Annotated in this window: 15 protein-coding genes and 1 pseudogene; 11 read left to right on the plus strand and 5 right to left on the minus strand. The window is 43.1% G+C overall.

Features of this window, described 5'->3' with window-relative positions; genetic code table 11:
• Positions 1-283 precede the first annotated feature (283 nt).
• Positions 284-1093 carry a PQQ-dependent sugar dehydrogenase family protein gene (locus LYNGBM3L_RS27805; protein ID WP_008189274.1) on the plus strand — a complete coding sequence of 270 codons (810 nt, stop codon included), beginning with the start codon at positions 284-286 and terminating at the stop codon, positions 1091-1093.
• Between the two features lie 76 nt (positions 1094-1169).
• Here LYNGBM3L_RS27805 and LYNGBM3L_RS47960 read toward each other — a convergent pair.
• Together LYNGBM3L_RS47960 and LYNGBM3L_RS27815 are read right to left on the minus strand one after the other, a co-directional pair.
• Positions 1170-1377, minus strand: a pseudogene (locus LYNGBM3L_RS47960) (helix-turn-helix domain-containing protein); the annotation flags it as partial.
• 479 nt (positions 1378-1856) lie between these two features.
• Positions 1857-3071, minus strand: a complete 1215-nt coding sequence (locus LYNGBM3L_RS27815; RefSeq protein ID WP_008189279.1) for a DUF790 family protein — start codon at positions 3069-3071, stop codon at positions 1857-1859.
• Between the two features lie 241 nt (positions 3072-3312).
• Here LYNGBM3L_RS27815 and LYNGBM3L_RS27820 point away from each other — a divergent pair, with 241 nt between their 5' ends.
• From LYNGBM3L_RS27820 to LYNGBM3L_RS41975, 10 genes are all read left to right on the plus strand, one after another.
• Positions 3313-3594 carry a hypothetical protein gene (locus LYNGBM3L_RS27820; protein ID WP_008189281.1) on the plus strand — a complete coding sequence of 94 codons (282 nt, stop codon included), beginning with the start codon at positions 3313-3315 and terminating at the stop codon, positions 3592-3594.
• Positions 3595-4052: 458 nt separating this feature from the next.
• Complete coding sequence (galE, locus tag LYNGBM3L_RS27825) at positions 4053-5084, plus strand: UDP-glucose 4-epimerase GalE (protein ID WP_044495096.1); 1032 nt, start codon at positions 4053-4055, stop codon at positions 5082-5084.
• Positions 5085-5929: 845 nt separating this feature from the next.
• Positions 5930-7087 carry a glycosyltransferase family 4 protein gene (locus LYNGBM3L_RS27830; protein ID WP_044495134.1) on the plus strand — a complete coding sequence of 386 codons (1158 nt, stop codon included), beginning with the start codon at positions 5930-5932 and terminating at the stop codon, positions 7085-7087.
• A gap of 162 nt (positions 7088-7249) precedes the next feature.
• The gene (locus LYNGBM3L_RS27835) at positions 7250-9286 is read left to right on the plus strand and encodes an ABC transporter ATP-binding protein (RefSeq protein ID WP_008189288.1); all 2037 of its coding nucleotides are present in this window, start codon (positions 7250-7252) and stop codon (positions 9284-9286) included.
• A gap of 14 nt (positions 9287-9300) precedes the next feature.
• Positions 9301-11748 (plus strand): GH116 family glycosyl hydrolase, encoded by a 2448-nt coding sequence (locus tag LYNGBM3L_RS27840; protein WP_008189290.1) that lies wholly within the window; start codon positions 9301-9303, stop codon positions 11746-11748.
• Between the two features lie 1035 nt (positions 11749-12783).
• On the plus strand, positions 12784-13029 hold the full coding sequence (locus tag LYNGBM3L_RS27845) for a DUF4278 domain-containing protein (protein ID WP_008189294.1): 246 nt from the start codon (positions 12784-12786) through the stop codon (positions 13027-13029).
• A gap of 412 nt (positions 13030-13441) precedes the next feature.
• On the plus strand, positions 13442-13681 hold the full coding sequence (locus LYNGBM3L_RS27850; RefSeq protein WP_229414744.1) for a group II intron maturase-specific domain-containing protein: 240 nt from the start codon (positions 13442-13444) through the stop codon (positions 13679-13681).
• Between the two features lie 19 nt (positions 13682-13700).
• Complete coding sequence (locus LYNGBM3L_RS27855) at positions 13701-14504, plus strand: hypothetical protein (RefSeq protein WP_008189298.1); 804 nt, start codon at positions 13701-13703, stop codon at positions 14502-14504.
• Between the two features lie 586 nt (positions 14505-15090).
• Positions 15091-17613, plus strand: coding sequence for a serine/threonine-protein kinase (locus LYNGBM3L_RS27860; RefSeq protein WP_008189300.1), 2523 nt, complete (start codon positions 15091-15093; stop codon positions 17611-17613).
• Positions 17614-17665: 52 nt separating this feature from the next.
• Entirely contained in the window at positions 17666-17896 is a 231-nt protein-coding gene (locus LYNGBM3L_RS41975; RefSeq protein WP_075873598.1) for a hypothetical protein, read from the plus strand.
• A gap of 31 nt (positions 17897-17927) precedes the next feature.
• Here LYNGBM3L_RS41975 and LYNGBM3L_RS27865 read toward each other — a convergent pair whose 3' ends face one another.
• The 3 genes from LYNGBM3L_RS27865 to hisG form a co-directional block, all read right to left on the minus strand.
• On the minus strand, positions 17928-18701 hold the full coding sequence (locus LYNGBM3L_RS27865; RefSeq protein ID WP_008189302.1) for a DUF1350 family protein: 774 nt from the start codon (positions 18699-18701) through the stop codon (positions 17928-17930).
• A 103-nt stretch (positions 18702-18804) separates the two neighbouring features.
• Positions 18805-19245: a hypothetical protein gene (locus tag LYNGBM3L_RS27870; RefSeq protein WP_008189304.1), complete on the minus strand. Its 441-nt coding sequence runs from the start codon at positions 19243-19245 to the stop codon at positions 18805-18807.
• 431 nt (positions 19246-19676) lie between these two features.
• Positions 19677-20336, minus strand: a complete 660-nt coding sequence (gene hisG / locus LYNGBM3L_RS27875; protein ID WP_008189306.1) for an ATP phosphoribosyltransferase — start codon at positions 20334-20336, stop codon at positions 19677-19679.
• Positions 20337-20455 lie beyond the last annotated feature (119 nt).

Consider the following 20455-nt stretch of genomic DNA (forward strand, 5'->3'; position numbering starts at 1 on the left):
CTTAGTATCTAAGACTTGGTTAATAGGGATAAACTACTATAGTAACAATTTATAACAGGACTATCAGTAGTTTCTATTACTATTGCTATAGTGGGCAAGAATTATGCAACCAGTGCCTTGATCTGTAACATACAAAAAACCACATTATGCCACCATGACTCCAACCTAAATTGCTCACAATCTAGTCTCACAAGCTAGTTATAACAAGGGGTTTCGTATTTTTGGATTTATTATATTTTTAGCGTCCGCGCTCTTAACTTAGGGGCATTAATATTATGTATCTATGAAAAAAAATCGCCTTCTATGTTTTATTTTATCACTATTATTGGTCATCTTTGCTGTTGGCAGGATTTCTTCTGCCCAGATAACCGATCCCATTCCCGAGCAAATTAAAAAGTCAGAACTCTCTGTGGGATTGGAAGAAGTTGTTCAAATTCCCAATAGTGGAACTGGAAGAAACAAAGCTGCTCGCTTGAACCTGCTTACCCATGCAGGAGATGGTAGCGGACGATTATTTGTTAACGATATGCGTGGCAAGTTGTATGTCATTGTTGACGGCACTGCTACTGTTTATATGAATCTGAAAAAATTAATTTGTGCAGACTTTACTTATGAAACTCCTCAACAGGGCTTCGCTTATTTTGCTTTTCATCCAGAATTTGCTCAGAATGGAATTTTTTATACTGTAACTAGCGAAGTTAAAACTGGCAGTACTCCTGACTTCCCCGTTACCAAACCAATTATTGACAGTAACAAGAAGATTATCGAAAGTGCCCACCACGATGTAATTCGCGAGTGGAAGGCAACAAACCCTTCTAGCAATACTTTTGTCGGAACATCCCGTGAGATTTTGCGCATTGAAGAGCCTTACCCAGATCATAATGTTGGACAATTGGGCTTTAATCCCAATGCTAAACCAGGGGATGATGATTATGGCTTGCTCTACATTGCTGTAGCTGATGGCGGTAGTGATGGCTACCCTGTTAGCGATACCGAAGCTCACGGACGTTGGGTCTTTTTGGCATGGTCTCGGTGGGTTTTTCGGTGGCCGCTCATCAGGATTCACCATGGCTCAATTACTTGTCTGTTCTGAGTTTCACACGACTTGAACCCTGAGGCAATCCCCCCTCTTGACAAAAGGCTTTTTCTCTTAACTTGTCACCAATGACCGGGGGCTTTCTTCTCGCAAATCTTTCCAATGCTAGCGCTTCCCCTTTCTCTAGAAATCCCTGGCGGATTCGACCCACTGTGTTGCGATGCCGATTCAGAGCTTGAGGGATTTCGTTATCTGTCCATGAACTCGATTGCCAGCTCTCCTTCATCGGACATCAAAAAGATTTGTGCATGAAGGATTTTTTGGGCTGGTGCCTGTCCATCATTCAACTCCAAGGGGACTCCCGTTATACCCGCGCATGTTAGCGGGAGGGGAATTGGAGACTGGATCTGTTGCGCTTTTTGATAATCTATGCTAGGATTATCGTATATTAATGGACCTTTTAGGTGCCGGTCGGCAAGCTGAAAAGCCTCTGCTAGAAGGATAAACCAATAAAAACCTTGAAAAAGTAAGCCCAATGATTTGAACGGAGGGTGTAGAGGCTGTTTGGCTCAGCCGTTAAGGGTTTTATACTCTTAAGAATCCCTCACTATAATCTTGGCCAAAAGGCCACGCTACGCGAAAGATTTAGTGATGGGAGTGTCAATCCGGCTAATTGCTTCGAGTCAATGCCAATGCTCTGTACTCAGTGCCATCTTGTCCCGTCTTCCTCTACCCATGGTTCTCACCGCTCCCTGGCTCTATTACACTAATTTAACATGGTCACTCCACTACGCACTTAACAAGAATACATTTTCCCAAACTATTCCAAAAGCTCCAACACAGCTTTCGGTGAAAGTTTATCCTTAAACCAAACAACTTGAGCTGGCAAATTCTTCACCGTAACCCCAGCTTTATCCAAATTTAACCGTTCCGAAATCGCCAGAATCAAATTGTCACATTCGGCCTTGCGCACCTGAGCGAATTTCTTCTTTAAATACTCTGGACGCCAGTAACCAATAATTTCTAATAGGAAATTTCGCCCATCAGGATGAACAATCCGAAAGTCGGGCACCATCACACTACCAGGAATAGGAATTAAATCCACTTCTCGCTCTAATACCCACTCAGTTTTCTGAGATTCCCAACGCTTAGCAAAGGAAGCCTCTAACATACTGTCGTAAGGTTTACCAGGGGGATAGTGAGTCACCAAGCCACAGCGGTCATTAAGGCTAAAATGCCCCGTCTTGATCGTACCGCTGTAAGAGTCACGGCTTTGTAAGGTAGCCTTGAGACTCCATTTAGTAACGTGTAGTAAGGCTGGAATCAGTTTTGCGATCGCTAAACCATAGCGAGTACTCGGCTTAAATAAACTAGTCGGTCCATCAATAGTAATCGTGAAGCCATGGTCCGCATCCCCTTCAATGTAAGTCATCAGCTGAAACAACTTCAAATAGCGGATTAATAGCTTATACTCCCCTGGAACATTCCGATGAGCATTCAGAGTCATCTCAGATGCCCGATAAAAAATACCCTGAACTTGAGATAAATTATAGCGATGCAGTAATGCCTCTGGTGCTGGGTGATCGAATTGAGTCAGAATACGATTTTCTTGTAAATCCGCATAAAGTCCTTTAGAAATTTGCTCAGGCAACACTTCCTGGTTTAATTCCTCAGATAAAGCAGTGCTCAGGCTTTCTAGAGTAGTCTGAGTTGCCTGGCGACTAGGAACAGATTGAGCCGCCAGGGCAAAAACTCGTTGGCGGAGTGCCTTAGGGTCTATGGGGCTAACAACTTCAAAGGTACTGAAGCTCGTTTTAAGAATATGGGCTAAACCTCGTTTAACCCGGTAGTCAGGGCTATCTCCTTCCCAATCCAACAACTTACGGTCTAGTTCCCCTTGGGTACTACCAGTAGCCTCAATAAAGCAGTGGATTAACTCAGCTGCCATAGCACAGGTCTGATTGTTAATCAGCAACCGTTTGGGAATGATTTCTTCGCCATTTTGTCTACTAATTAGCAAATCAGTCGGTAGCATTAATAATTAAGTGTTTTTTTTCTTTCTTTGCTGTGATATCTTGCTTGTAATGGCGGTGTCATGATAAAGAGCAACGGGTAAAGACACTGCCAGCTTGCCTGGTACAGAGAGTAAATGGTCAAGGAGGTTCCTAGTCAACTGTCTTTTCTAGCATCAAAATTTATTCTTTACTCACAATACTTCCTTTGACCCTAACCATTCAGGTTGGCTCGATTGAATTATACAGAGGTGCTAAATAATCATGAAAATCGCTCTATCCCCAGAATCGCCATTTTTGATTTCCCACCGACTAAAGCATAAATCTGTGGCGTCTACACCTGAACGCCAATCCAACCTGGACATAGAGACAATGGTAAACCAGATGATTACCAGGGGTCAATTGAGCCGTCAAGAGTATCTACAGCTGACGAGTGCCTTCCTCTGCGATTACAATATAAGCGACGCAGAACGCCACCAGATTAATCGGATATTTGATCATGTTCAGACTGGTCGTGTGAAATTAGTTGATTGTCAAGTTACTTGATTAGGGACGCACAGTGATAACTACCCACACTTTCCGGTCTCGAAAGTGTGGGATGACAACCAAGCCTTTGTTATTAGCCGTTATTAGCCTCAGGGTTTCCTTAAGACATCCATCTTGGTTGTGATTATCTCAGAAATACTACCTTATCCCAGACTAGATAAGCACTTCCCCGTGAGCATCCTGATGGATGGGACATTGTTTTAACTGTTGTCAAAGCGCATCTGACAGGCATTGAATCCCACAACCCCCTTACCGCTAGGAGGTGGGGCTTGAAGCCAGAATAATTAACCGGAATAATGAATCAGCTTGACTATTGCGTCACAATTAGGTTCAAGCATCACCAAATCAAATCTGGCATCTCCATATGGGATTACTATTTTACCCAAATTTGCGGAATTACAAGCAATCCCAGGGAATAATTTGGTAAAAGCAAAAATCTAGACTAGCGAGGTATTCAAGTGTCGCAATCCAAAGCAACTGTGCTAGTTACAGGGGGAGCCGGATATATTGGCTCCCATGCTGTATTAGCACTCTTGGCAGCTGGCTACAACGTGGTGGTTCTAGACAATTTAGTCTATGGTCATCGAGACATAGTCGAAGATGTTCTAAAGGTGAAGCTAGTTGTCGGTGATACCAATGACCGGGTATTACTCGACAATCTTTTTAGAGACTATGATATCAGTGCAGTAATGCACTTTGCTGCCTATGCCTATGTGGGAGAGTCGGTCACTGACCCGGCTAAATATTACCGCAATAATGTCACCGGGACACTAACACTCCTGGAAGCTATGGTAGCAGCATCAATTAAAAAATTAGTCTTTTCCTCTACCTGTGCTACCTACGGGGTACCAAAAACTGTACCGATTCCAGAAGATCATCCCCAAAACCCAATTAATCCCTATGGGGCGAGTAAATTAATGGTAGAGCGGATTCTATCGGATTTCCATACCGCCTATGATTTAAAATCCGTAACCTTCCGCTATTTTAATGCTGCTGGTGCTGACCCAGAGGGTAGGCTAGGGGAAGATCACACTCCCGAAACCCACCTTATCCCCTTAGTGCTGCTTACTGCTTTAGGTAAACGGGAGTCGATCTCCATTTTTGGTGCCAATTATCCCACAGCTGATGGAACTTGTATTCGGGACTATATTCACGTCAAGGATTTAGCCTCTGCTCATGTTTTGGGGTTGGACTATTTGTTAAAGGGTGGGGATAGTCAAATCTTTAACTTAGGCAATGGCAACGGCTTCTCAGTCAAAGAAGTGATTGAGGCAGCCAGATTTGTCACAAAACAAAACATCAAAGCTATAGAATGCGATCGCCGTCCTGGTGATCCGCCCGCTTTGGTCGGTAGTAGTGACAAAGCCAGAAAACTTCTGGGTTGGTATCCCCAGTATTCCGATATAAACACCATCTTATCCAACGCCTGGCAATGGCATCAGAAGCGCCATGGGTTCAAGGATGCTGGCCTTAGAGTTCCCGTCGCATAAAGGATAAAGGATTAAGAATTAAGAATGTTCGCCTTAGGCGTTATTTGTAGGGTATAATTAAAGATTAACTATTATCGCCTAATCAAACGATGGAGTAGGAACATAGGGACAGCTTTACCAATTGGCTGGATGTACCGGTGCGCTTACAGTCGTCGAATTAAATTTTCTTGATTGTCGCACCGCAATCATAAACCTGTACTTCCCTGTGTTCCCTCTGTTTGCTTTCTTTCCCTTCTTACCTATTTTATAAATTTCCATCTACCACACCCCTGAAACGTTCAACGCTTTAGGGGCTAGTGTCGTTCGTCGATTTTTTGTTTGATTAGATTAGGGTGTGGAAAGCTTGATAGTTGATCACACCTGAGATTATAGCAGTTGAAACGGGAATACTGATTCTATGCGCCATTTTGCATTTCACTGATTAAAGTGTTTATCTAGCAAAGTGTCAATCACCCCACCTAAATCGACAGCATTAGGTAGGGCTTCCTGAGATTTGACCCTTAGCACGCTTGGGTTTAGCTGGTAAGCACTTCCGAATAGCTCCCGAGTTGAGATTATCGGACAATTCCATAATTATGAGGTAAATTCAATTTTGTTACCCCGACTCCCGACTCCCGACTTCCTCTGTTTTGACCATTAGACCATTAGTAGGGTGGGCAAAGTAATCTAATCATGAATACTCAAAAGAATCAAATGGTTTTTGCCCACCCTACAAGCTCCCGACTCCCTCTGTCTTGAGCATTAGTGCGTGGTAATTGGGACATCTTGCTAAACCCAAGGGGAGTAATAACTTTCACACGAGAGGTTGATCACCATGTATCGTGTACCAGTTTTATCAAAATCCGATGAACAAAAAAGTTTCCCTAGTTGTCAGTGACTTGTCCGGTGGTGGTGCTATCCGGGCATTTTTGCTCGGACAAGTCCTGAAAAAGCTCAACTATGCCATAGACATTGTGGGATTTATGTTTGGGAAGGAGTTATATGCCACTCCTCCTTCTGGTTTTACCATTACTTCCGTCCCTGGTGGTAAATATCCTGGAGTCTTAACCGCTGGCCGAGACCTGTTAAAAAAGATAGATGGCGATATTATCTATGCCGTAAAACCCAAACCCACCAGTTTTGGTCTGTCTGTGCTGAAAAAGTTTACTAGCCGTCGTCCAATCATTCTAGATATGGATGATTGGGAGCTAAGTTGGTATGGTGGGGACCAATGGCAGTATCGTCCAACCCTTAAACAGTTCGGTAGGGATATTATTACCAAAGATGGTCAATTGAGATATCCAGACCATCCCCTCTATATCAAATGGCTAGAAAACTTGGTCAATTATGCGGACGCTATCACTATAGATACTCAGTTTCTCAAGGAACGCTTCGGTGGTGTCTATCTATCCAATGGTAAAGATACCGATCTGTTTGACCCCGAGCACTATGACCCAGAACTGAGCAGGAAGCGTTATGGGTTATCGGAGTATCGGGTATTAATGTTTCCTGGTGCGCCACGACCCCACAAAGGAGTTGAAGATGTTTTAGTAGCGCTAGAGTATCTCAATCAGCCAGACTTAAGATTGGTGATTGTAGGAGGCAGTCCCTATGATGATTATGATCAACAACTGATCAAACAATGGGGACGTTGGATTCTTAAATTGCCCAGAACCCCAGTCGAAGAAATGCCAGAGGTCGTGTCAGCGGCTCATATTGTGGTGGTTCCCCAGCGAGATACTCTGGCGGCTAGAGCTCAGTTTCCTTTAAAATTGACAGATGGTATGGCAATGGCTAAGCCAGTTTTGTCTACCCGTGTTGGGGATATCCCAACAATTTTAGGTGATACCGGTTATCTGGTTGAGCCTAGTTCGCCACAACAACTAGCTGAGGGGATTCAACAGATATTTCAGAATCTAGATGTTGCCAATCATAAAGGACTTCAAGCCAGGGAGCTATGTGTAAAATACCATAGTGTTGATGCCATGGCGGCAGTTCTTGCAGATGTTATTGCTGATTTATAATCTGCTACGCTGTTCAACATAATATAATTTGGATCACTAACTAACAGCTTTTTTAACTAACAGCTTTTTTGTTGACTGTTTATGCTTGAATGGAGCATACGTAAGTCTTCCCCTATACCAACAGTCAACAGTCAACACTCAACAATAAAAAAAACAGTAATCATGTCTCCTAATCGATTACTCCTTAGCTACGCACTACGGCATCCTATCTTGATTGTCTTTACTGTCCTGCTGGGATTTTCCAGTGCCATGTTTAATAGTGTCGGTACAACCATAATTGTGCCGTTAGTGCTGGAATTTTTAGGTCAAAAGAAACTAGATTTAAGCAAAGCCCCGCCTATCATTCAGAAAACCATGGCTTTTTTTGAAGGCTTTGAAGGGGGCGATCGCTTGCTGTTCATGGTACTGGTAGTGCTCTTAGCCATTGTCCTGAAAAATGTAGCTAACTATGTCAATATCTTAGTGTCTACCCATTTATCCAAAAAATTAATTAATACCTTTCGTAAAGAAGGGATTAAATTACTCCTGGATGTGGATCTAGATTTTTATGCCAAAACCAAAATTGGTGATATTATAAATCGGATTAGTCAAGAAATTGGTAGAGCCGCAAATGCCATTAGAATTGCTATCCAATTATTTACGACGGCTATCACCATTTTTGTATTTGTTTTTCTTCTAATCTCGATATCGTGGCAACTCACTATTGCAACAAGCCTTCTATTATTTGGCGTTTTTATTTTTAATCAATTTTTTGTTAAGCGCTCTAAAAAATTTGGTAAAATTCTCTCAGAAAAATCCCGAGGATATTCAGGATCATTACTAGAAATATTAACAGGAATTCGGTTAATTAAATCAGTTAGTAATGAACAAGATGAATATCAACGGATTGAAAAATTTATTGATGAACGTGAACAGGCTGAATTTCAATCCCAAGCTAATTTTGCGGCAATTAACCCCATTAATGAAGTCTCGGGAATATTGGCAATTTTAGCCATCGTCTTTGTGGGGAAAAATCTCCTGTTGAAAGATAGTTCAGCAGAAGAAATAGAAGCGATATCTACTGTTTTGGGGATTTATTTATTCTTACTATTCCGTTTGTTACCAGTAATCAGTCAGTTGAATGGGCAAAGAAGTCGCTTTGCTAATGTGTCTGCTAGTACAGCAATCGTGGCTGATTTTTTGCGGCGAGACAACAAACCGATCATGAGCAATGGCAAAAATATCTACACCAAGCTATCCCAAGAAATTCGCATTGAAAATCTCTCGTTTGCCTATCCTGGTCATCAGGATTCGGTACTCAATGGGGTTAATTTGTCGATTCCTAAAGGCACTACTATGGCATTAGTAGGTGCTTCCGGTGCCGGTAAGTCAACCTTGGCAGATTTGTTGCCACGATTTTATGACCCAGTTGAAGGACGAATCACTATCGATGGCAAAGATTTGAAGGATTACGATATCCGTTCCCTCAGACAAGCGATGGGGGTTGTTAGTCAGGATACGTTTTTATTTAATAATTCGGTGCGCAACAATATTGCTTATGGAATGAAAAATGTTACCGAGGCAGATATTATGGCAGCAGCCAAACGAGCTAATGCCTATGAATTTATCATGGAATTACCCCAAGGGTTTGATACCAAAGTAGGCGATCGCGGTGTAATGTTATCCGGTGGACAACGCCAACGCATGGCCATTGCTCGGGCACTGCTGCGGAATCCAGATATTTTAATTTTAGATGAAGCAACCAGTGCCTTAGATACGGTTTCCGAACGGCTAGTACAACAAGCTATTGATGAACTCTGTCGCGATCGCACAACGGTAGTGATTGCTCACCGACTGTCCACGATCCAAAAAGCTCACCAAATCGTGGTTATGGACAAAGGGAAAGTGGTTGAAATTGGTACCCATGAGGAACTGCTTAACAAGGAAGGTTACTACTCTCGTTTGTACAAGATGCAGTTTGAGCACAATAGCAATGGAGAGGTTAAAAATGTCATCAAAAAGGAGTTAGTCAAGACCTCCCATGAAGTGCGAACTCACCTGACCCCAATGATTGTTTGCTTGCAGTTAGTGGTTAATGACCTAGTGGATAGCCCTCAGGAACGTCAGGAATTAACTGAAGAAGCCTATCACTCAGCAGTTCGTCTGCTTAAAACCTTGGAGTATTTAGAAGAAAGCTCAACTATAAAATCAATAGCCTGATTTGTGTCCCTGTAATGATCTATCAACCACCACGGCCAAAAATTCCTGAGTGTAGCTGGCAACGTCCCCTGGGACTAGGCTGGGATAACCCTTATACTGTTCGTTACCCAAGTAATCTTGATGATGGGCCTTGGCACGGCATGCCCTTGGGGGGATTTGGGGCTGGTTGTATTGGTCGCTCTCCCCGAGGAGATTTTAATTTATGGCACTTGGATGGGGGAGAACACATCTTTAAAAGCCTCCCCGCTTGTCAATTTAGTGTATTTGAGCAACCAGAGCATTCTCTAGCCCAGGCTTATGCTTTATGCACTCAACCACCAGAGGATGGTAAGCTAGGCTCTTGGGAATGGTATCCAACCCAAGGCAAAAGTGAGGAAAACAGCTCAGAGGTTTCTGGTCACTACTATGCTTTGTATCCTCGCAGTTGGTTTACCTATCAAAATGTCTTTCAGACTGAACTAACCTGTGAGCAGTTTTCTCCGATTTGGGCAGGATGTTATCAGGAAAGTAGTTACCCGGTGGCGGTGTTTGAGTGGACGGCTCACAACCCTACTGATACCCCGATTACCGTTAGCATCATGCTCACTTGGCAGAATATGGTGGGTTGGTTTACCAATGGGATTAAAAATCCCGAGGTGCGGGTAAGGGATGATGGTAGTCCGGTGTATGAGTACCAGCCTCGGTGGGGAGATAGTACCGGGAATTTGAATCAGTGGATTGTGGATCACTATCGGGTCGGATTTGTTCTAGACCGGGTGAGACTGGGGGATGATATTAAAGAAGGGGAAGGGCAATTGTGCCTGGCTACAGTTACTAATCCCAGTATGGAGGTGTTCTACCACGGTCGCTGGAATCCAGTTGGTGATGGTGCTGAGGTTTGGGATACCTTTGCTACGGATGGTAGCTTGGTAGACCATCAAGATGAAACCCCAGCGGCACCAGGAGAACAAATTGCCTGCGCGATCGCAATTCGCTTCACTCTTCGTCCAGGTAAAACCCGCAAAATTCCCTTTATCCTGGCTTGGGACTTCCCGGTGACGGAATTTAAATTAGGTATTAACTATTACCGGAGATACACGGACTTTTTTGGACGCAACGGTAATAATGGCTGGCCGATGGTGCGCACTGCTCTCAAGCACCATGATCTGTGGCGAGAACAAATTGAATCATGGCAAGAACCGATTTTAAATCAGGAAGATTTACCGAATTGGTTCAAGATGGCCTTGTTTAATGAGCTGTACTTGCTCACGGATGGCGGTACTCTCTGGACAGCAGCAACTGAACTTGACCCAATTGGACAGTTTGGTGTATTAGAATGTCTAGATTACCGTTGGTACGAAAGCCTGGATGTGCGGCTCTATGGTTCTTTTGCCCTAGCAATGCTGTGGCCGAAACTGGATAAAGCGGTGCTAGAAGCCTTTGCCAGAGCTATCCCGACCAGCGATGAAACACTGCGTATTATTGGATACAACCAAGCTCAAGCTGTACGTAAAATTGCGGATGCTACTCCCCATGATCTAGGAGCTCCTAATGAGCATCCTTGGCAACAAACTAATTATACTAGCTACCAGGATTGTAACCAGTGGAAGGATTTAGCCAGTGACTTTGTTTTACAAGTCTATCGGGATTTTGTTTTCTATAGCGCTACAGATATAGAATTTTTGTGGGAGTGCTGGTCATCCATTGTCAAGGCACTGGCTTATCTCAAGAGGTTTGACCAAGACGGAGATGGGATACCAGAAAACTATGGCGCACCAGATCAGACCTTTGATGATTGGCGATTGCAGGGAGTAAGTGCTTATTGTGGGGGGTTGTGGTTAGCGGCCTTGGAGAGTGCGATCGCAATTGGAGAAATTCTGACCAAAAATTATCCACCAACATCCCCATTCGTAGAAGTACCTGAGCTAGATTCCATTCAAGACACCATTGACTGCTATCGCCAGTGGTTAGCACAAGCTATGCCAATTTATCAAGAAAAGCTGTGGAATGGGCAGTACTATCAACTAGATAGTGAAAGTGGCTCAGATGTGGTGATGGCAGACCAGTTGTGTGGTCAATTTTATGCTCAGTTACTGGGATTACCGGATATTGTGCCACCAGAGTGTACTCTCTCAGCCCTCAAGACTGTCTATGATGCCTGTTTTTTAAAGTTCCATCAGGGTCAACTCGGAGCAGTTAATGGAGTCAGACCCGATGGCACACCAGAAGATCCCGATGCCACTCATCCGATGGAAGTGTGGACAGGAATTAATTTTGGATTAGCAGCATTTCTGATTCAGCAAGGCATGAAAGATGAAGCTTTACGTATAACTGAAGCAGTGGTGAGGCAGGTTTACGATCATGGCTTGCAATTTAGGACACCAGAAGCAATTACAGCAGCAGGGACATTCCGGGCTAGTCACTATTTGCGAGCCATGGGGATTTGGGCAGTTTATTTAATCCTTAAGGATAATACCAAATAGAAAAAGACAGGTAATGGCGGGGGTTATGTACCCTTAGTTATGCGATGCTCCTTTGGAGCCGCTACGGGAACGTACTGCCACACTATCAGCAAGATGCCCTAATCGCTGGTTTTTCAACGGAAAATCCTATAGCCAAATTTTATAATGTCCTGATGATGAACTTAGCAATAAGAAGGTAGCTAAGGGAGCAAGCCTGATTGATAGTCCAAGCTACAGCAGCTTGGGGATCTTGCGGTGCGACCCAAGGGGGATTTACTCGCCCATTGGAAAGCGCACCGTCAGGATGATAGTTAATTTTATGGCGTTGCTGATTCTGGGTATGGTTTTGCCCCCCTAGGGCGTGTCTTCAAACTCCGAGATCCCCCTAAATCCCCCTTAAAAAAGGGGGACTTTGAGTATGGCTCCCCCCTTAATAAGGGAAGGTGTGAGTTGGATCTACTATTCTTGCGGAAAACTTTGAAAACACACCCTAGCCCCCCAAGCGAGGGATTGCTCGCTTGGGGGGAACAAAACTCTCAAAGTCCCCCAAGCGAGGGATTGCTCGCTTGGGGGATTTAGGGGGCTGTCATAAAACCAGATAATCGCGCATTCATTCTTTAATTCAGCAACGCCAATTTTATTGCTGTTTCGGTAAATTTTTTACCTGGTTGAGTGATTTTTTCTCTGCCAGGGATTATTTTAACATAGTGAAACCAACCTTGGCAATAATTTGCTTTGGTTTCGCTACTCCTCAACTGCTCTCTACATAAAATCAAGGGTTTTAGGAGTAAAGTCAGTCAACCAGATTTGTTACTTGTAAGCATTGAGCTATCAGCACAAAATCCGTCAGTTTTTCAATCAAGCAAAACTTAGAAATTTTCCTGAGAGGAGCGAGTACATGAGTTATCTTGGACAACCTTCAATCAGCGGATAGCTGATAGCTCTAGGCTGAATGCTTACTGTTCCGTTAGTCTAACTTTCGGGCATTCTCTAAGTATAGGCTCTGACTTGGAGTGATCAATTACAGATATAACAAACAATTAAGAGGATAAAATAATGAAATTCACTTACCGTGGTATTACCTATGAAAATGATCCGGTAAATTTTGAGATGAAATCCGAAAAAATTGTTGGTAAGTATCGTGGTGTCCGTTGGCGACAGCCAAAGCTCAACGGTGTGCTTTTACCGGAAGCTATCGGTAAATTAAAGTATCGTGGGGCATATTATCTCCACGTTGTTTGGGGTAAACCGATTGATTTTACTAAGCAACGTTACGGAGCAAAGCATCCTTGTTCTAAATAGCTAAGCTATTGCCTTATCCCAGATCAGCTATAGCGCCAATCGGCCTTAGCTGAATGCTTACATACATAAGCTATAGAGTATCTTGAAATTGTTCCTTAAGTTGGGCTTTGGGTAATCCACGATAGCAACACTATTACTAAACTAAGGCAAAAGGCTTTCATGCAAAAGGCTTCAATGGCTTACCCAAATTGCCACAATACTTGGCACAATACTATAGATGCTTTGGATGCCTTCCCGTAGGGGTGGGGAAAGCCCGTTATATCCTTGGGACGCTTCTGCTGAGGAAAACCTCTGGATGATTGGTTGAGCTAGTTCGCCTCCTTATAGCTAGAAACTGGTGGCGAACACCAGGTTATGATATAGGTTAGTACCCAAAGACTAACTAATCGAAACTAATAACCGATGGATGGATATGGCTGGAAGCTCCACCCCTGCACCGGACAAGGGAAATTTCCGTAGCTCTCCTTCTCAGGAGAAGCACAAAGGGTTCCAAAAGAAAGTCAAAAACATCGTCAACAACTCGAATTATGGAGCTAAGATTAAGGCAGAAAAACTTGCACCAATTGTAAGAGGATGGCGAAATGATCACCGCTCCGGCAAAATTGACAGTGTAAGACACTCTCTCTGGTTCCTTATAGTTAAGAGGTTTTGAGTTTTATTCGATAGTGATTATGTCCCATCATCTCATCTTCAGAGAATCACGGACTGAGGTTTCTGTACCTGTGAAAATTGCATCCTCACCTCCATCTACCATTCCCAATACGTCTGGGTCTGCTGGGCAACTGGGGAATTTGAATCATTGGATTTTTGTGTCTATTGGACTAGCTTTAGTGGTGATTGGATTAGTAGTGTATGGTAAGCTGCAATTCAAGGATAAGGACAAAAAGCTCAAATTGGAGCAGTATAAAACTGCTGATCTCCGAAAAAAGTTAAAGCTGGCGCTTAATACCATCCGGAAAATGGAATCCAATCCCGATTTGGTTCACTCGCGGGAATTTAATCTGGACTACCTCAGAATGCGAATGGAAGAAGAGGTATTCCACTTTGGAGTTATCAATCAAATTAAAATTCGAATAAAACAGTTAATCAGTATAGCATTACGACCTACTCAAGACTCTAGAAATGTTATCGGTGTTGCTAGTACGTCAGGTCGTAAAATTAATGAAATATTTGATGTTAAGTACGAGACTGAAATTCGAGGTAAACGCAGTGTGGGAGTGCTTTTCCGCATTCAAGTTAAGTTAATGAAATTACCCACTCAACGCACCTCGGCAACCGTTAGCCAAATTATTGACTGTATTGAAACATTTCTTAGTCCAGATGCGGACAATGATACCTGGCAACCAACAATTCAAGGACGTATTGTTTGCATGCGTTGGGATCAAAAGGCAAAACCAACGCCATTATTAGTATTGGAGCAATCCACTGAAGGGGTTAATGTTACTCTAAGAACCAAACGGGTTGGGATGACGTAATATCAATTTCATTGATAGTAGTTCTCAATGGTTTTAGGGAGTAGGGAGTAGGGAGTAGGGAGTAGGGAGTAGGGACTTCGGAGCTGGGACTTCGGAGCTGGGAGTAGGAAGATGGCGAGATGAAATTGGTATTACCAATTACCAATTACCAATTACCCAACCTTTACAATACCGATGCTCCCGGACATGATATTGGGCAGTGACTCTACCTGTAGGGTGCCTTAATCAGGCACTCTACTCTACTACTACGTAGAGATGAGGGTACGCAGTTTGGGGTAAGTTCTGTTTAGGTTATAGCGTTTATCGCAGTTATGAGGTACAGTATTCTTTGACTTTGATTCCCTGTATTGATGCAGCGCATCCCTATTCCCTATTACCTATTCCCCTCCTGGGAGGGGTTAGGGGTTGGTTCCTGTTCCCTGTTCCGGTGATCCGCTGTTCCCTAAAATACCGAAATTTTGTACCTCATAGCTATGAGAATTGCTATATACTCCTTAAGCAAATTTTCAAACAGGCTTTAATAATCTTTATGCAGCTAATAAATTTGCTTCGATACTATAGATAATAAACGAGTAAAATACTCAAAATGTTTATTAATCCTAGGGGGTGGTTCGGGAAGATTATTCCTTCCCATACACCAACTCAGTATACAGATATTTCTACAAATAAAGATACATCATCACAGCATAACACTCGGTTAAATCCAGCTAGATTAGGTTTTATACTAGCTGTTTTTTTTCCCCTATTCGGAGCAATTTCAACGGCTCGTGATTGGGAGGGAGTGCAACGGATGGAAAGACAAACCCAAGCTTGGTTTTTCCAACTTAGGGCTCCGGTGACTCCCCCAGACAATATAGTGATTTTGGCAATTGATGAGGAGTCTCTGAATTTAAATCAATCCTATTCTAATGATCAGTCTCAAGCACTAACTGATTTAGAACTTATCAAAAGCTGGCCTTGGAAACGAGCTGCTTATGCTACAGCGATTGAGCGGCTGATGGCTGCCGGAGCTAGGTCTGTCGCGGTTAGTCTTGTGTTAGATAGTCCCAGTAGTTACGGTGAGGCAGATGATCAACGGTTGAGAGAGGTGCTAAAAAACTATGGCGAAAAGGTTACTCTGGCCGCTATGTATGAGACTTACGAAACTGTTGAAGGTGAGACTATCAAGCTAGTTAAGCCAAATTCTTTGTTTGAGACACCCCAGCTATCTGTAGGTTCGATTAATTATCCTGTTGAGCCGGATGGCAGAATCTATCGTCTAGCCAATCAGTATCCCAAAGTTTGGGCTAAGAATAATCCAGAATTGGCAGAAACATCTAATCAGCTGATTTTTAAAGTACCTTCCTTTAACGAGGCTACCTTGGCCAAAAGGCCACGCTACGCGAAGGCAGCTGCTCAAGACTCAGGACTGAGGACGAAACCCAAAGCAGAGAATATTTTCTTCTACGGTTCGGATGTATTTCCATCTATTCCCTTCTGGTATGTCTTAGACGATAATCGCTGGCACACTCGCCTAGAAGATGGTAAGTCTTTCCAAGACAAGATTGTGTTAATTGGACCAACTGCTAGCTCATTACCAGATTTTCATCGGACTCCTGTGTCCGACAGAATGGCTGGGGTGGAAATCAATGCTAATGCGATCGCAACACTACTCGAAGGTCGTGCCATTGTCCAAGCAATTCCCAATCCTATCCACAGAGGAGTGTTGATCTTCTTAGGGGTTACGGTAGTAAGGTACTTATTCAGTCGGATTAAGCGATGGCAAGTTTGCCTAGGCTGGACAGTGCTCGGGGTAATCACTTGGGGAGGAATCAGTTATCTATTTTTCGTGTATGGGCGGCTAATTTTGCCTACAGCAGTGCCTTTAGTTAGCATGACTCTCAGTGGTATTTTCTGTAGCGCTATGGGAGCAATGCAAGACCTGAAGAATAAACAGCAACTACGCCAAACTCTCAAACATTACGTTTCTGCGCCGATTGTCCAAGAAATTATCTCTGGACAGGATGATTTACGCAATTTGCTGGAGGAAACGGAACAGGAACTATTTGCTACTAAGTTAAGTGGACGCTATCAAATCATCAAACGACTTAGTGCTGGAGGATTTGGCGAAACCTTTATTGCTGAAGACACCCAACGACCGGGAAATCCGACCTGTGTGGTCAAGCAGCTCAAACCTGCTAGCAATAATCCTCAACACTGGCAACTGGCTCGACGGTTATTTCACACCGAAGCAGAAATTCTGGAAAAGTTGGGCAAACATCACCAAATACCTGAGCTGTTAGCCTATTTTGATCAAAATCAAGAATTTTATCTAGTTGAAGAGTTCATTAATGGTCATCCTCTCAGCGATGAGTTACCACAGAAACCTCTTCCTGAAGCCAACGTCATTGCCATAGTGGTAGATATTCTACAGGTATTGCAGTTTGTCCACAGTCACAGTGTGATTCACCGAGATATTAAACCCGATAATCTAATTCGGCGCAAATTAGATCACAAGCTGGTGCTAATTGACTTTGGCGCTGTTAAACAAATTACTAATCAATTGCATCCAAGACGAAACCTGACTAATTTCACAGTGGGCATTGGTACTAAAGGTTATATGCCTAATGAACAAGCTGTGGGTAGTCCAAGATTTAACAGTGATATTTATGCCACAGGTATGATTGCTGTGCGATCGCTTACTGGCATACCTCCTAGCAAATTACCCACAGATCCCATAACTGGAGAAGTAATTTGGTTCGATAAGGCACAGGTCAGTCCTGAATTAGCTACAGTGGTCAACAAAATGGTGCGCTATAGCTTCCGAAGTCGCTATCAGTCGGCTCAGGAGGTATTAGAAGCACTGAAACCTTTAACCACAACCTTGCCAACATTCTCGTTTAGTAGCCCTAAGTCATCCGTAGTGCTAGAATCTGAGGCTTCCACCGTGCCAGCACTACAGGAAACCATGGTTGATAGTGACTGTTCGAGTTCACAGAAAACTGTTCCGTTGTCGGAATCTACCACAGTGCTAGAGGAGGAAACCATGCCCGATAGTGATTATTCGAGTTCACAGAAAACTGTTCCGTTGTCGGAATCTACCACAGTGCTAGAGTCTGACGAAACCTGATCCTAGTGATTAGTCAAGTGATTAGTCAGTCAATAGGCCAGTTGAATGTTAAGTGTCTACTTTCAAGATTCAACCTACCCTACACCGAACGCCAAAGGCGAACAACATTTTAGAATTTAGAATTCTACATTCTGCATTCTACATTCTGCATTTTGACAGACAACCTACCCTACACCGAACGCCAAAGGCGAACAACCTGCTAACCTTCAACCTGCTAACCTTCAACCTTGAACCTACTAACCTTGAACCAGCTAACCTTGAACCTACTAACCTTAAACCTTAAACCTTAAACCTTCAACCTTAAACCTTCAACATTAGGCCACTGCTAGAGGATTCAACCATCGCAAAATTTCCCGTTGCAAGCGATTTAAATCGCGATAGACTTCTTGCTTGACCCACTGACCTACGGCATCCAATGGGGTAAAAACTGCTCCTGGGTTTAACGTGACATCTTGCCCTAAAGGTGTTAAATGATTTCCTGGTATCCGCTGTAGGGCAACCATATTTGGAAAACGTTTCTGCAAGGTTTGGGTCAAGCTAACACTTTGGTCAATCTCGTCATCAGTGAATTTAATCAGTAAATTACGCTGGATTTGATAGCGTTGAGTAATCAGATAGTTAGTTTCTTGGGGTGAGGGAGTAAACTCGACCTGGAAGATAGGATTTAGGTTTAACTGTTCCACAAAGGGAATGGCACGGTCAGCGGAATAGTTGTTATAGGAAATCAAGATATTACCAGCTCGCTCTACACTGAAGAGGCTGCCAATCAACAAATGCAGTTTGCACCCCATGCTGTGGCCAATACCATAGATGGGTAGATACCGTTTCCTTAAAACATTGGTTACCTGTAAGCGATTTAGAGTAGTCTCGAAGCGGTTGAGTACATCTCGTGCGATCGCAATATGGTCGAGGGTATTCACAAACGGTGTCGCAATCACTGCATACCGTTGAGCTGCTAATTTTTCCAGTAACAATCGGTAAGTTACGTGGGGTGCTGTAGCAATAAACGCCCCACCCAGGAAATGGATAATCCCGGTGGGACGATTGGGGATTAAAACCCAGTTACCAGATATCTCTTGCCAGTCCATGCCATACTCTACAGGGTTTACCTCTTTTATTGTAAAGAAGTTTGTAGAGTACCCTAGAGTACTTTATTAATGTAGTATCATATAAAATTTAGGCATTCTGAATTTACAATTGAGTGTTTTCTTGACCTGGTATCATGAATCGAAATTCATAAGTGTTGGGAGTAGATAATAATTCTGCACCCCTAGGATTAAGGTATCGCCCGTTTAATTTTAACTTCATGCGACTCTTGAAGCTACCAGCGCAGTAGCTAGGATTAGTATTAGCTCCAGGTGTGAAGGAAATCCTGTATTGAATTTCTCCTAGTGTAGGGTAGGCTTCGATATTAGGTAAATCTTGAGTAACACTAGTAATATCTTCAATTATTAACTCTTTACCGCACTCATTAATGATTTGCTTGTTAGAAGCTAAGCCTTGAATTGCCGAGGTAATCAATTCTGATCCGGTGTTGATATCACCAATAACTGGTTCTTGAGCATTTAACCCTGAAGCAAAAGCCAAAACCATAGCAGTTGCAGCAGCAATTAACGTATTTTTTACCTTCATCTTGAGTCTCGTTTAGTTGAGATGATTATGAGCACACAGTTGAGAACACATCTTGAGTGCCCATGACAATTAGCACTGCTTATGGGGCAGTATCAGGAAAACTGGTTAGCGGCACTTATCCATACAATTCCCGAAAGTGTCTAGTGAGGTAACAGTCTATAGGCAACTATAGGGAGAGGGGAGATGAAGAAGATGAGGCGTACTAATTTTATAAAAAAATGCTATTCTTGATAGATAGATTGACAACTAATATGAATCATATTGAGACTTTATTAGTTAATCACTATGATTATTTTTATGTCATTTATCATATATTATAAGTGTCGCATTACTTTGTAAAGGTTTATGCTAAACAACTCTACAGTACTTACGGAATAACTCTAGTTGTAAGGGTGCGTTAATAAGGCACCCTACTGATTAAAGACTCATAACTAACTCACTAAGGACTCAGCACTGACCTGAGTCAAGTCTCGAATCTGCTCAATCAAATTGTTCATACCATCAGTATTGAGGCGATAACTGATGGGATGGGCAATCAGTCGTGCTGTACTCTCATACAAAATGTCAATTTCAATCAAGCCATTCTCTTTCAAGGTACGACCTGTGGACACCAAGTCCACAATTGCCTCCGACATCCCAGTAATCGGACCAAGTTCAACAGAACCATAGAGTGGGATAATTTCCACTGGCAAATCCAGGTTATTGAAATATTCCCGAGCACAGTGAACAAACTTGGAGGCTACGCGACCATGAGCTGGCAAATCCAAAGGGCTTAGATAAGAGCTAGCTGCACGAACTGCCAATGACATGCGACAATAACCAAAGTGTAAGTCACCTAAAGTAGCCACTGCCGGGGTTTTTTCCCGTAGCACATCGTAACCAACTATCCCCAACTGAGCTTGACCATATTCCACGTAAACCGGTACATCTTGAGCTCGTACCAGTAGAGCTTGAGCAGTTTGACTGGGGTCTTGAATCTGGAGTTGGCGGTTGGCGGAGTCTAGGAAGGTACTAAAGTCTAAGCCAACGGATTGCAGTAGCTTGATGCTGTCTTTTAGGAGTGCGCCTTTGGGTAATGCGATGGTAATCATATAAGGAGCTTCGGGAGCTTTGGCAGGGGGTCAATTAGTTCACTGATCAGATCAACTATACCTGTAGAAGCTCAATTATAGAAGCCCGTGCTCCTCAAATTATCACCAACCCGATCATG

Source organism: Moorena producens 3L, assembly GCF_000211815.1.
In the GTDB taxonomy this organism is placed as follows: Bacteria; Cyanobacteriota; Cyanobacteriia; order Cyanobacteriales; family Coleofasciculaceae; genus Moorena; species Moorena producens.

Excerpts from the sequence above, each read along its gene's own strand:
- LYNGBM3L_RS27805 (WP_008189274.1), top strand. The coding sequence starts at position 284 with ATGAAAAAAAATCGCCTTCTATGTTTTATTTTATCACTATTATTGGTC.
- LYNGBM3L_RS27815 (WP_008189279.1), bottom strand. The coding sequence starts at position 3,071 with ATGCTACCGACTGATTTGCTAATTAGTAGACAAAATGGCGAAGAAATC.
- LYNGBM3L_RS27820 (WP_008189281.1), top strand. The coding sequence starts at position 3,313 with ATGAAAATCGCTCTATCCCCAGAATCGCCATTTTTGATTTCCCACCGA.
- LYNGBM3L_RS27830 (WP_044495134.1), top strand. The coding sequence starts at position 5,930 with ATGAACAAAAAAGTTTCCCTAGTTGTCAGTGACTTGTCCGGTGGTGGT.
- LYNGBM3L_RS27835 (WP_008189288.1), top strand. The coding sequence starts at position 7,250 with ATGTCTCCTAATCGATTACTCCTTAGCTACGCACTACGGCATCCTATC.
- LYNGBM3L_RS27840 (WP_008189290.1), top strand. The coding sequence starts at position 9,301 with ATGATCTATCAACCACCACGGCCAAAAATTCCTGAGTGTAGCTGGCAA.
- LYNGBM3L_RS27845 (WP_008189294.1), top strand. The coding sequence starts at position 12,784 with ATGAAATTCACTTACCGTGGTATTACCTATGAAAATGATCCGGTAAAT.
- LYNGBM3L_RS27850 (WP_229414744.1), top strand. The coding sequence starts at position 13,442 with ATGGCTGGAAGCTCCACCCCTGCACCGGACAAGGGAAATTTCCGTAGC.
- LYNGBM3L_RS27855 (WP_008189298.1), top strand. The coding sequence starts at position 13,701 with ATGTCCCATCATCTCATCTTCAGAGAATCACGGACTGAGGTTTCTGTA.
- LYNGBM3L_RS27860 (WP_008189300.1), top strand. The coding sequence starts at position 15,091 with ATGTTTATTAATCCTAGGGGGTGGTTCGGGAAGATTATTCCTTCCCAT.
- LYNGBM3L_RS27865 (WP_008189302.1), bottom strand. The coding sequence starts at position 18,701 with ATGGACTGGCAAGAGATATCTGGTAACTGGGTTTTAATCCCCAATCGT.
- LYNGBM3L_RS27870 (WP_008189304.1), bottom strand. The coding sequence starts at position 19,245 with ATGAAGGTAAAAAATACGTTAATTGCTGCTGCAACTGCTATGGTTTTG.
- hisG (WP_008189306.1), bottom strand. The coding sequence starts at position 20,336 with ATGATTACCATCGCATTACCCAAAGGCGCACTCCTAAAAGACAGCATC.